The organism is Streptomyces canus (assembly GCF_030815415.1).
Taxonomy (GTDB): Bacteria; Actinomycetota; Actinomycetes; order Streptomycetales; family Streptomycetaceae; genus Streptomyces; species Streptomyces canus_F.
Genome location: NZ_JAUSWW010000001.1, coordinates 10,397,092 through 10,409,766, shown reverse-complemented (window position 1 = coordinate 10,409,766; position 12,675 = coordinate 10,397,092). Strand labels below are relative to the sequence as shown.

Here is a 12,675-nt window from a genome sequence, read left to right as displayed (position 1 = left end):
CGGGGGAACAGTGGCTGATGCGGCTCGGGCAGTGGAAGGCGTCGACCATGCCTGCGTCTATGCCGTCCAGCTGGTCATTGCCCGAGCCGATGCGCGCCGTACCGGTCAACGATCCTGCGCTGCCTGCGGGGTGGGCGGCCCAGCCCAAGTGGGACGGCTACCGCGCGCTGGCCGGCCGGTGGGCCGACGGCCGTGTCGCCGTGCGCAGCCGTAACGGCAGCGACCTGAGTGCGGCGTTCCCGGAGATCGAGGAAGCCGTCCGCCGGCTGCCCGACGACACGGCCGTCGACTGCGAGCTCATCGTGTGGGAGGCGGGCCGGCTCGCGTTCGAGCGCCTCCAGCAGCGCATGCACCACCGCGACGCGGCCGCCGCCCGCGCGGCCCTCGAGTTCCCGGCGCACCTGGTCGCCTTCGACCTGCTGCGCGTGCACGGCTCGGATCTGACCGGACGCCCCTTCAGCGACCGCTACGCCGCTCCGGAAAGCCGTCCGCAAAGCAGCGTGCGGACCTCGATGCCCTCGGCATGCGCTGGTAGAGGGACACGATCAGATGCAGTGACGGTCAGGCCTCCTCGGCGTCGGCCCGCCGCCGCTCCAACCACTCCAACACCTCGACAGACTTCAGCGTGTCCAGATGCTCCGGCCCCAACATCCGACGCCGCACCACCAACGTCTCCTCGCACAACACCACCGCATCCCCCACCCGACCCACATCTGCCAGATCGCTGACCAGGTTGGACGCCGTTTTCAAGGTGTCGGGATGATCCGCACCCAACACCCGACGCCGAGCCTCCAGCGTCTCCTCCCCCAGAGCCACCGCCTCCTCCACCCGATCCGCATCCGCCAGCCGGATCGCCAGGTTGTTCGCCGTGCTCAGGGTGGACGGGTGATCCACACCCAACACCCGCCGCTGACCCGCCAGCGTCTCCTCCTCCAACGCCAACGCCTCCCCCACCCGACCCACACCCGCCAGACTGATGGCCAGGTTGAACGCCGTACGCAGGGTGTCGGGATGATCCCCACCCAACACTCGCCGCCGACCCGCCAGCGCTTCCTCGCGCAAGGCCAGCGCCTCCTCGTCCCGCCCCAGCGCCGTTAGCCGGATGGCGAGGTTGTCGGCGCTGGCCAGGGTGTGGGGGTGGTCGTCACCGTGGAGGCGTCGGCGGCGGGCGAGGATGTCTTCGTCCAGGGCGCGGGCTCGTTCATGCTCCTGGGTGTCGTCGTAGGCGCGGGCCAGGTCGTTGGCGGCCGCCAGGGTGTCGTAGTGGTCGGGGCCCAGCTCCTGCAACAACATGTCGTACAGGCGCTGCAGACGCTCCCGGGCGGGACGGGGCTGGCCGCGGTCCATCAGGTACCAGCACCCACCACGGAGCGCATACCGTCCGTCTGTGGTGGTGAGGGAGGCCGGGTCCACGGCCAGCAGGTGCGGCAGCAGCACCTGCCACACCGGCCACCCCACTGGATCGGACATGCTTTTGGGGGCCGCCGCGGCCAGGAGGGCTTCCGCATCCCGTTGCGCCTGCTCACGCTGGGACGGGGTGAGCTGATCGGCCAGCACCGCCTGGGCCAGGCGGTGCAACTGGACGGTGCCGTTCTGGGTACGGGCCAGACTGTGCCGGGCGATCGCCTCCACCACACCCCCCGCACGCAGCCGCGACGCCAGAGCCTCGCTCAGTACGGGGGAGGTCTCATCGTGCAGACGGCCGGCGCATGCGGTCAGAGGGAAGGGCTCGGGAGCCAGCAGCGCGAGCGCGGCCAACACCGCCGCCGCGCCCGGATGCTCGGCTGCCAGACGGGCGGCGGTCAGCCGAACCTGCGCGGCCAGGGACACCGGATACCCCGCCGGGCGGCCCTTGGCCAGCACCTCCGCCATGCTGCGGGCGAGTTCGGCCGTCAGATCGGCCGCCGACAAGCCCCGGGTGAGCAGCGCAGCCGCCTGGGCAAGGGCGAGGGGAAGGTCGTCCAGGACACGGGCGAGGTGGCCGGCGTCCACGTCAAGGAGGACGGCGCCTTGGGCGCGTAGCAGGGCGAGGGATTCGGTGCGGGGCAGGGTGTCGACGTCCAGCGGGTGGGCGTGGGTGTGCCAGTGCGGGTTGCGGGACGTGATCAGCACATGCCCCCGCCCGCCCGGCAGGAACGGCGCCAGGGCCTCGGGGTCTTCGGCGTTGTCGAAGATGAGCAGCCACCGCGAGCGCGTCCGTAGTTCTGCCAGCAGGTCTTGCACCGCCTGCACGTCAGGCGTTCCGGCGGGAGCGGCGCCGATCCGGACCGCGAGTGCCGCCAGCTGGTCGGGGATCAGGGCCGGGTCCTCGGCCGGGATCCACCAGACCAGTTCGTACTCGCCGGCGAAGCGGTGCGCGTACTCGATCGCCAGCTGTGTCTTGCCGACCCCGCCGCGGCCGTGCAGCGCCTGGACCGCCACCCGCTGATCGGCGGCCAGCGCCTCACGCAGGTGGACCAGCAGGCTGTCGCGGCCGGTGAACGCGGCGTTGCGGGCCGGGACATTCCACACCCGCGGCAAGGATCCCGGCAGCCGCGGACCACTCCCGCCACCCACCCGGGCCAGCATCCCCTGCGGCCGCGCCGGCGGTGCCGTGGGTCGGACGGCACCCTTCACCGCACGCAACAGGGCCTCACGCGCATCGTGATCATCCAGACCGAACAAGGCCGGAGCCAGAACAGAACCCAGGATCGCCGGCGGGGTCCCCTCGGCGACACGGACCGGGACGATCTTCTCCTTCCGAGCCAGGACCGCAGTCCACTCCGGAGTCGTGAACCGCTCGAGCTCGAAATAGGCCGGCGAGAACAACGCCAGCAACCGGCCCCGCTCCAGCGCGGCATTCATCTTCAAGACGAAGTTGTCGCCCGCAGCCCAGTCCCAGTAGTCCAGCTCCACCTGATAGCCGGCGTCCATCAGCTGCCAGGCGACCCACTCCGCCCACGCCCGATCCGCACCGGCGTGACTGATGAACCACACCTCGTCCGACGTGCCGTCAGACGCCCCCGCACCCGTCATCGTGTCCCCCGAACCGTGCCGCCCTACGCCACCAACCACCCTATGACCAGCGACCCTTGACCCACCCCACGTTCACCAGCATCCGTACCGGACCGTCGGGCAGGGCCCGGGTGGGCCTGCGTCGCACACCGTCGACGCGGGCCCACCGCGTTACTCCGCCACCCCGGGCCCGGGTGGCTTGCTCCCTCTGGCGGCAGCCCCGCAGCGTGACGCCGACCGTCTCGTGCTCGTTGAGCTCTTCGGTCAACGAAGTGCACCGTGGAGACCCCGGCCTGTCATGGCAACGGCCGGGGTCTCGTGCCAGCGTGGATCGCCGGGCAGAAAGCCGGACGGGGCCGGCTGATGCCCCTCCAGCAGTACCTGCTGCAGACGATCAGCGTGCACCGGGAGATTCGAGAGCGTGGCGATGGTGGCGACGCGCCGGTCGCAGAGCGGCCGGTGGACGGCCAACCTCGCCGCCGCACGCCAGTTCCACGCACGCGAAGGACACCTGCAGCCAGCGCACACATCGAAACCGTCGACGGCGAAGAGATCAAGCTCGGGGCGTTCCTGGGCAACACCCGACGCCGGGCCGCCAAACTGAGCGCGGAACGACGCGAGGCCTCAGCGCGTTGGGGATGCGCTGGTAAAGGCTGCGGGCGAGGTGCCCCGATGGTCACTTCTCTGCCTCGAGTCCCTCCTGCTGTTCGCGCAACGCCTCCAGCCACGCGGCGGTGCGGCGGGTCTCAGGGTGATCCTCACCCAACACCCGCCGCCGACGCTCCAACGTCTCCTCACCCAGAACACGCGCCTCCTCCACCCGACCCACATCCCGCAGATGCACGGCCAGATTGTTGGCGGTGCTCAGCGTGCCCGGATGATCCTCACCCAACACCCGACGCCGCACCTCCAACGTCTCCTCCCCCAACACCACCGCCTCCCCCACCCGACCCACATCCCCCAGCCGGATCGCCAGATTGTACGCCGTACGCAGGGTGTCAGGGTGATCCTCGCCCAGCACCCGCCGCAGGCCTGCCAGTGTCTCCTCCCCCAACACCACCGCCTCCCCCAGCCGACCCACACCCCCCAGATCTACGGCCAGGTTGGACGCCGCGCGCAGGCTCTCGGGATGATCCACACTCAGCACCCGCCGCCAGCCCGCCAGCGCTTCCTCGCGCAAGGCCAGGGCTTCCTCGTACCGCCCCAGCGACCTGAGCCGGATGGCGAGGCTGTCGGCGCTGGCCAGAGTGCCGGAGTGGTCGTCACCGTGGAGGCGTCGGCGGCGTTGGAGTGTGTCTTCGTCTAGCGCGCGGGCGCGTTCATGGTCCTGGGTGTCGTCGTAGGCGCGGGCCAGGTCGGTGGCGGCGTTCTGGGTGTCGTCGTGGTCGGGGCCCAGCTGCTGCAGCAAGGTGTCGTACAGGCGCTGCAGGCGGTCTCGGGCGGGGCGGGGCTGGCCGCGGTCCATCAGGTACCAGCACGCGCCACGCAGCGCCCGCCGTCCGTCTGTGGTGGTGAGGGAGGCCGGGTCTACGGCCAGCAGGTGCGGCAGCAGCACCTGCCACACCGGCCACCCCACCGGCTCGGACGCGTTCTTGGGGGCCGCTGCGGTCAGGAGTGCTTCCGCTCCCCGTTGCGCTTGCTCGTGCTGGGCTGGGGTGAGCTGGTCGGCCAGCACCGCCTGGGTCAGGCGGTGCAGCTGCACGGTGCCGTTCTGAGTGCGGGCCAGACTGTGCCGGGCGATCGCGTCCACCACGCTCCCGGCACGCAGCCGCGACACCAAGGCCTCGCTCAGGACGGTGGAGGTCTGATCGGGCAGCCGGCCGGCGCATGCGGTCAGGGGGAAGGGTTCGGGAGCCAGCAGCGCGAGCGCGGCCAGCACGGCGGCAGCACCCGGGTGGTCGGCCTCTAGGCGGGAGCTGGTGAGGCGGACCTGCGCGGCCAGGGACACCGGATAGTCATCCGGGCAGCCATCGGTTAGAACTTCGTGCATGCTGCGGGCCAGTTCGGCCGTCAGATCGGCGGGCGACATGCGGGTGAGTAGGGCCGCGGCCTGCGTCAGCGCGAGCGGCAGGTCGTCCAGGGTGTGGGCGAGGTGATCGGCGTCCTCGTCGGACAGGACTGCGCCCTGGGCGCGGAGCAGGGCGATGGATTCGGTCCGGGCGAGGGTGTCGACGTTCAGGGGGGCGGCGTATGTACGCCAGTGGGGGTTGCGGGAGGTGATCAGGACGTGCCCGGTGCCGCCGGGCAGGAACGGGGCCAGGGCGGTGGGGTCTTCGGCGTTGTCGAAGACCAGCAGCCAGCGTGACATCGTTCCCAGTTCGCCCAGCAGCAGCTCGACCGCCTCGGCGGGGGCCGTGCCAGCGGGCGCGGCGTTGATCCGGGCAGCGAGCACAGCGAGCTGGTCGGGGATCAGGGCCGGGTCTTCCGCCGCGATCCACCAGACGAGCTCGTACTCGCCGGCGAACCGGTACGCGTACTCGATCGCCAGCTGGGTCTTGCCCACCCCGCCCCTACCGTGCAGGGCCTGGACCGCGACCCGCTGGTCGGACGCGAGTGCTTGGCGCAGGTGGACCAGGAGGCTGTCGCGGCCGGTGAAGGCCGCGTTGCGGGCGGGCAGGTTCTGTACCCGGGGCAGGCTTCCGGGCAGGCGGGGGCTGCTGGCGCCGACCTGTCGCAGCATGCCGTGGGTGCCAGGGAAGGGCGGCTCCGTATCCGGCCGGGACGGGCCGTCGACCGCCTCCAACAACACCCGACGAGCCTCGGCTGGGCTCAGGCCGAACAGGTCGCGGCTGAGTAGCGGGCGCAGGATCGCTGGCGGATCCACCCGGTCAATGCGCACGGGCGTGATCTTCTCCCGCATCGCCACCACCGCGGTCCACTCCGGGGTCGTGAACCGCTCCGGCTCGAAATACGCGGGCGAGAACAAGGCCAGCAGCCGGCCCCGCTCGAGGGCGTCGTTCATCTTCAGGACGAAGTTGTCGCCGGTACCCCAGTCCCAGTAATCCAGCTCGACCTGGTGGCCGGCGTCCAGGAGCTGCCAGCCGACCCACTCCGCCCACGCACGATCCGCCCCCGCATGACTGATGAACCACACCCGGTCCGACGTACCGTCAGACGCCCCCGTATCAGCCATCCGTGCCCCCGTGCCGTGCCGCTGTACGTCATCAACCAGGCTATGGCCAGCGGCCCTTGACCGGCCCCCCGTTCACTAGCATCCGTACAAGACCGTCGGGCAGGGCCCGGGTGGGCCTGCGTGGCACGCCGTCGACGCGGAGTTGTGCGGTAGGACGTGCGGTACTGCCAGGCAGCGCGGACGGTCCCGGCGTCAGCCGTGTCCGCGTGGCCCAAGGCGCAGGTGGGCCGGTGACGGGCTGGCCGCATCGCTCGCAGGCAGCGGGCCGGGGCCGGGGTTTGCGTCCCGGTCAGTCGGTGGGCAGAAGCCGGTTGATGGTGGAGCGGGAGACGCCGCTGACCGGACGGGGACACTTCTCGGCCGTCTGGCGTACGGCGTGCAGGGACGCAGGTCCGGTGGTGAAGGAGGTCGGCCATGTCCTCACCGCCACCCGCCTGGTCGCTGCCCGAACCGATGCGCGCCGTGCCGGTCAACGATCCAGCGTTGCCTGCAGGGTGGGCGGCGCAGTTGAAGTGGGATGGTTCTCCAGACACCTCAAAGATGTCTCATCCTGGCATTACGGCGGCCCGCGCCGAGCGTGATACTGCCCAAATGGCAGATGCGACAGTTGATCTGTTCAAGTTCGTGACGATCCGTGCTGCGGGCAGCGTCAACCGGCAGAGCCTGCGGGTTATCCGTGACGCGCGGCTCGGTCCAGCGTATCTCGAGGGCCAGGTGCCCGATCTCGCCACCGACGCCGTCAACTACGCGAAGAGCCCGGGCGCGACCCGGATCTACCAGCTCATCGTGGACCATGGCACGGGCGCCACGTCACCGCAGAAGGTCATCGAGGCTAACCAGAAGATCGCGGGAGTGCTGGCCGTCGACGCCTCGGTGACCACGGAGACGGGTCTGGCACACGTGGATGCGCTTGCCGTTGTGCTGGACCGGATCTCCGCTGCGACACCGGTCGCCGACATCCGGACCGCTATTGACGCCGCCTGGTCGCTCCCCGGCTCCTGGACGGCGTACGCGGAGCGCCCGGCCGAGGCTGATGAGCCCAGCCTGACGCAGGACCTCGATGCTATCTTCGACCTGCTCTACCCAGCCCTGGTGGCAAAGCGGCAGCTGCCGCTCAACCTGGAGCACCTGATCCGTGGGCCTGCGGATGCTCGCGCTGCTGCGGTTCTTAACCCCACCCGGGCCCCGCGAGCCCCAGGAGCTGGCCACTGTCCTGGCGGCGACGCCGACCATCCATCGGCTGATCACCGGGCTGGTCGCGTACTACCACCCGTTCAACCCAATCAAGCCGGTCGGCATCGGCGACCTGCTGGTGGTCAAGCAGTTCCTCTGCCGGTACGAGCTGGGCGAGGTCGCGCACATCGAGAACGTGCTCGACGGCGAGTCGCGGGTGCGGCGGCTGAACCGGATCGACCAGACCGATGAGCTGGTCTCGGTCGTCGAGGACACCACCAGCCTCGAGGAGCGCGAGACCTCCTCCACGCAGCGGTTCGAGCTGAAGAGCGAGACCGAGGCGACCATCCAGAGTGATCTGTCCGCCCAGCTGTCCGGGCAAGTCAGCGGCCGGTACGGAGTGGTGGAGTACTCGGCGAACGCGGGCGTCAGCTATTCCACATCGAGTGCCGACTCGCGCCGCGGGGCGAACAACTTCGCCAAGGACGTCGTTGACCGCTCGCTCTCCCGGATCCAGACGAGCGTCCGGGAGGAGCGGACGACCCAGCGGCTGACCCGGACCGAGGAACTGAACCGGTTCGAGCTCACCAACGACTCGGGGGGCAACCTGTCCGGGGTGTACCGCTGGGTCGACAAGGTGTACCGGGCGCAGGTCTACAACTACGGCAAGCGGCTCATGTTCGAGTTCGTCATCCCCGAGCCGGCCGCATTCGTGCTCTCCGTGTTCGAGCACGAGCGGCAGCTCCAGCGGCGGCCGGACATCCCGCAGGAGCCGTCCCGGCCCAACCTCGACATCGCCACGATTAGCGCGGCAACGGTCAGCACGTACGGGCATATCTACAACCTCAGCGGGCTCGACCCGGAGCCGCCCGCGGAGGACACGATCGCGGTCGCGATCCCACTCACCGGCCTCAGCCGCGAGGGCGCGTCGGCGCACGAGCGGCAGTTCTCGGTGCCGGACGGCTATGCGGTGACAAGCGCGACGATCGACGGCGACTGGGATGGGATAGACAAGAACGAGCACGGGATGCGGGTGTCGATCGGCGGCCAGACGGCACGGGCGACCGACACTGGCAACATCGTCCACATGGCGTTCCCGGTGACCACGCTGACCTTCGTCCCGCCGCTGATAGGCAGCGTCAACGCGGTCGTGTTCGCGTTCAGGATCAAGGCGGCGGGCCTCAGCATCGCGCTGAAGATCCAGCGCACCGCGAAGCACTACCGCGCGTGGCAGCTCTCGGTTTATCAGGCGATCATGGACGCCTGGACCGAGGCGCACCGTGAGTACTTGGACGCGCTGGGCGAATACGAGTCCAAGCTCCAAGGGTTCGAAATCAGCCAGGGCGTGACGATCAAGGGGCGCAACCAGCGGATCAACCAGGACCTGATCCGGACCGAGCTGCGCAAGAGCTGCCTCAGTATGATCGCCTTGCAGTTCGACGCCGCGAAGACCGACGACATCAAGTTCGACGCGATGCGGACCCGCGACGAGGTGATTCCCGTCGAGGCCCTGGTCACCACGTCGACCCAGACCGTCACCCAGACAACGCCGGAGCCGGGCACCACGGTAACCGTGACCACCACGTCGACCCGGGAGGACGTTACGGTCACCGATTCGCCGATTACGATGTCGGCCATCGATGTGCCGGAGGCGGTGTCCGACGGCCGCACGGTGCAGTTCCTCGAGCAGGCCTTCGAGTGGCAGCAGATCAGCTATGTCTTCTATCCGTACTTCTGGGGAAAGCTGCCCGCTAAGTGGTACGGCTCCCAGAAGTACTACGACGAGATCGATCCGCTGTTCGCGCGCTTCCTCCAGGCCGGCGCGGCGCGGGTGCTGGTGGCGGTGCGCCCCGGCTTCGAGGGCGCGGTGCAGCACTATCTCTACACCCGCGAGCCGTGGAACGGCGGGCCGGTGCCGGACATCGACGACCCGCTCTATCTGGCGGTGCACACCGAGCTGCGGGACCAGCAGGACGATCTAAACAACGCGACGCCGTACGGCGACTCATGGACCGTGGTGGTGCCGACGCCGCTGCTGTCGCTCCAGCCCGATCCGGCGCTACCGACGTTCGACTGCGGCGGTGGTGCCACGACCGGCGCCGGCCTCAGGTCGGCTCTGTGGACCGGCACGGCCCGCCAGGACCCCTCGCAGTCGCTGGCAACCGGCCAGAAAGCGTGGGTTGACTGGCCCTCGGCCGCCCGATGGCAGGTGACGGTGCCGGACTGGGCCACCGAGGTGGACTTCTCGGTCCTGCTCAGCCCCGGCGTGGTGAGTGGCGACGTCTTTGGGGAGCTGCGGGTCGACATCGGTGGCACGCCGACGGCCCCGACCACCTTCGACGTCAACTACGAGGCCGACCAGAACAACTCAGCCGAGCCGAGCACATTCCTCACCGGCGGCACCCAGCAGATCCCGGCGGATCTGCGTGGGAAGGAGGTCACGGTCAAGGTACAGGGGCGCATGCTCGATCCAGCCAAGCACCCCGGCCGTCTGAACGCCGGTCCGAAGAGCCTCATCTTCGGTCAGATGAACTTCAAGAAGCCGTGACCGTCGTCGCCCACGTCCTCGCGCCATCCGACGCCGGTGATCGGCCGGTGGACGACGCGGTGCTCGACACGACCCCTATGGCCGCCGACGTGTCAGCCGGCGGCCCCGTGCAGGACGTTCTGCTCGAGCTGCCTGCCGACGGCGACCGCGCCGAGCCGTTCCCGGCGATCACCCTGACCTTCCGGATGGACACGGCCGACCTGACCGCCACTGTCGCGGAGACCGCCGATCTCGCGTACGTGACCTCGGGGAACCGTGGCCTTCAGGAGTTCCAAAGAGCGCTCAAGGGCACCACGGTCACGACGTTCGGTGGCCTGCAGGCCCGGGTCCCACTCCGAGGCGACGAGGACGCCACCACGCCGCATCGCGACCGCCTGCTGACAGCGTACGAGACGTACCTCGATCGCTTGCCCGGGCGCCGCGTCGCCGCCGAAGCCACGGTCCAGGCCACCGCGCTGGCCCGGGCACGGCAGCGGCTGGCGAGTTCCCGCGAGCAGATCCTCGCGGAGGCCCGCCGCTATCTGTTGCTCGCCGACCCGTTCGCGGCCGTCGCCGTTCTGGCCGGCAGCGGCCCGAACCGGCTGACCGGCCCGGAAACCGGCGGTCTCGTGGCCGATCTCGTCGCGATCGCTGGCGAACGGGCCGCGCTGAATGGGCTGGTCGCGGCTCAGCGGCGCATCCAGCAGGACTGGGACCGGACCAAGCTCGCGATGCTCGCCGACGATCGCGCCCACGGTGGCACCTACCAGCCGTACCTCACCGAGGAGCAGATCCGGCAGCTGGGCCGCGACCTGGCCGCGATTCCCGACTCGCTCGAGCTGACCGCAGCCAGGCAGCGCACTGGCGACCGCCGCGAGTCGCTCACCCACCTGGTCGCCGGCCTGGCCGCGCGCCGCCCTTTGCTGTTCCGGCTGTGGAACACCGACGTACCGTTCCTCGCCCGGCGGCTGGTGGCCGACCCCACCGCCGCGAGCCGCTCCACCGACCTGCGCAATACGGTCCTGGGCCGACTGCGGACCGGCTACCAGGCTGGGGCCGAGCTGAGCCGGAAACTCGACGCCGATCCGGCGATCGTGTGGACCTTCGCGCCGCTGATCGACGACGCGCTGCACACGCTGGACGCCGACGAGAGCGACTTCGTGACCCGGGTCGCGCGGGATCGCGTACGGGAGGAGAAGCCCGCCGCTGATCTTGTCGTCGCCTCGGAATGGCTGGGTTATGCCCAGCTCGCCTTCGCCCTCGGCGGCGCCGAACCGATCGCTGCGGCCGTAACCGTCGCCCAGGTCGCCGTCGACCTCGCCACCGTCGTCGTCAAGGCATTCGCGGCCGCCCGGCAGCAGCTGGGCGAGGATGCCTTTCTGCGGCCGTCGGAGCGACTCGGCGTGCCACCGGACTACACGGGCGCCCTGATGGACGCCGTGGACATAGCCATCAACGTCTTCACGTCGCTGCCCTTCGACACCAAGATCGCGCGGGACGAGTAATGGCCGCGCAGGTGCCGGCCCGGCAGCAGGCCCGCGAGATCGCGGAGCTGAGCGCCAAGTCGCTTCGACGGATCGTGCAGCTTGGCGGCACCGCGAACGCGTACATCCAGGTCATCGCCCACGCGAAGCACGACCCGGTCGTGGTGACCGCGGTCGAGCGATATCTCCTGGCCGCCCGCCGTGCCGAGAAGCATGCCGACACCGCCACCCGGGGCCTCTTCGCGAAGGCCGACGACACCCTAGCCCAGCATCTGACCGGCCTGACCGGGCCGGACTTCGACCTGCTGCGCCGCGAGACGGCCCAGCGCCGGTTGGCCGTGCTCGCCGACCCCGCCGAGCTCGTCGCCGACTTCGGCCCGCTCGCCACGCGGGCCGCCCGGGTGTCCCAGGACATCGACCTGGGCGCTGCGATGATGCAACGTGCCTTCCTCGACCGGCTCCGCGCGGTCGCGGCCCTCGATCCGGCACAGCTCACCGCGGCCCAGCAGCTGCTGCTCAGCGGCCGCCGCAAGGTGCTCAAGGTTCTCGGCGGCGAGTGGGCGGACAGTTGGGAGCCGATCTTCGGGCACCTACGGAGATACGCGGTGGGCATCGCCGAGCGGGCCCGGCAGGTGCGGGCCGCCGAGGCGGCGCTGGAGAGCGCGCGCAAGACCGGAAAGACGACCGCCGTTCGCGCGGCCGAGCAAGCGTTGCGCCACGCGAAGAGAGTACTGGGCGGCAGCACCAGCAAGGTCAAGGGGCTGCTCGGCGAGGCCTACGTGCCAAGGTGGTCGGGCTGGAAGGTACAGATGGACAGCTGGCGCGAGGTCGCCGAGTTGGAGGCTCGAGCGCTGGGCCGCGAGTGGGAGGTTCGGCGGGTCGTCGGCGACCTCTACATCGACGGCGCCGAGTCGTGGGACGAGGCGATCCTGCTGGTGAATCCGCGTACGAAACAGGCCAAGCTCTTCCTGGCCGCCCAGTACAAGGTCGAAAAGCAGGTGACGGCGCTCCAGCAGGTGCAGAACGACGCGCTGCGCGAGACGACGCCTGGCCGGCTACCGAAGCTGACCTTCGGCGACGAGGCCTACGCCCTTGTCCCGATGGGACCGGGAAAGCCCAGCCACCGGTACGTCTTCAACGCGGAGGGCGGAAAAGTGAGCGCGGCGGACATCGTCCGGCTGCGCGCCGCCGGCCTGGAGGTCCAGCAGCTCAATCTCAACTTGTCGGTTGCCGAAGTCGGCGAGTTGGTGGCTGTCCTTATAGACGCGGTGGCCGACACCGTCAAGTGACGCCCAGCTTCTGGTGCCGTGTGGCAGTACTTGCCTGGTTAGGCCAGGTACTTTCTCCAGCCGACCCGGCTCTCC

6 protein-coding genes and 1 pseudogene are annotated in these 12,675 nt (G+C 69.9%); 4 read left to right on the top strand and 3 right to left on the bottom strand.

Annotation, left to right across the window (positions count from 1 at the left end; translation table 11 throughout):
- Nucleotides 1-17 precede the first annotated feature (17 nt).
- A pseudogene (locus tag QF037_RS48750) lies at nucleotides 18-413 on the top strand (ATP-dependent DNA ligase); the annotation flags it as partial.
- A gap of 148 nt (nucleotides 414-561) precedes the next feature.
- On the opposite strand, the gene fxsT (QF037_RS48745) reads toward QF037_RS48750, so the two are convergent.
- The 3 genes from fxsT (QF037_RS48745) to QF037_RS48735 all read right to left on the bottom strand — a co-directional run bounded on the left by fxsT (QF037_RS48745) (nucleotide 562) and on the right by QF037_RS48735 (nucleotide 6,551).
- Nucleotides 562-3,015: an FxSxx-COOH system tetratricopeptide repeat protein gene (gene fxsT / locus QF037_RS48745; RefSeq protein WP_307036775.1), complete on the bottom strand. Its 2,454-nt coding sequence runs from the start codon at nucleotides 3,013-3,015 to the stop codon at nucleotides 562-564.
- A gap of 655 nt (nucleotides 3,016-3,670) precedes the next feature.
- Nucleotides 3,671-6,127 carry an FxSxx-COOH system tetratricopeptide repeat protein gene (fxsT, locus tag QF037_RS48740; protein WP_307036773.1) on the bottom strand — a complete coding sequence of 819 codons (2,457 nt, stop codon included), beginning with the start codon at nucleotides 6,125-6,127 and terminating at the stop codon, nucleotides 3,671-3,673.
- Between the two features lie 289 nt (nucleotides 6,128-6,416).
- Complete coding sequence (locus QF037_RS48735) at nucleotides 6,417-6,551, bottom strand: hypothetical protein (protein WP_307036771.1); 135 nt, start codon at nucleotides 6,549-6,551, stop codon at nucleotides 6,417-6,419.
- Between the two features lie 711 nt (nucleotides 6,552-7,262).
- On the opposite strand from QF037_RS48735, the gene QF037_RS48730 reads away from it, so the two are divergent.
- The 3 genes from QF037_RS48730 to QF037_RS48720 are packed head-to-tail and all read left to right on the top strand — an operon-like array spanning nucleotide 7,263 to nucleotide 12,600.
- Nucleotides 7,263-9,848 (top strand): hypothetical protein, encoded by a 2,586-nt coding sequence (locus tag QF037_RS48730; RefSeq protein WP_307036769.1) that lies wholly within the window; start codon nucleotides 7,263-7,265, stop codon nucleotides 9,846-9,848.
- Nucleotides 9,845-11,332, top strand: a complete 1,488-nt coding sequence (locus QF037_RS48725; protein WP_307036767.1) for a hypothetical protein — start codon at nucleotides 9,845-9,847, stop codon at nucleotides 11,330-11,332. The genes QF037_RS48730 and QF037_RS48725 overlap by 4 nt, the downstream gene beginning before the upstream one ends.
- Complete coding sequence (locus QF037_RS48720; protein WP_307036765.1) at nucleotides 11,332-12,600, top strand: hypothetical protein; 1,269 nt, start codon at nucleotides 11,332-11,334, stop codon at nucleotides 12,598-12,600. The genes QF037_RS48725 and QF037_RS48720 overlap by 1 nt, the downstream gene beginning before the upstream one ends.
- Nucleotides 12,601-12,675: the final 75 nt, after the last annotated feature.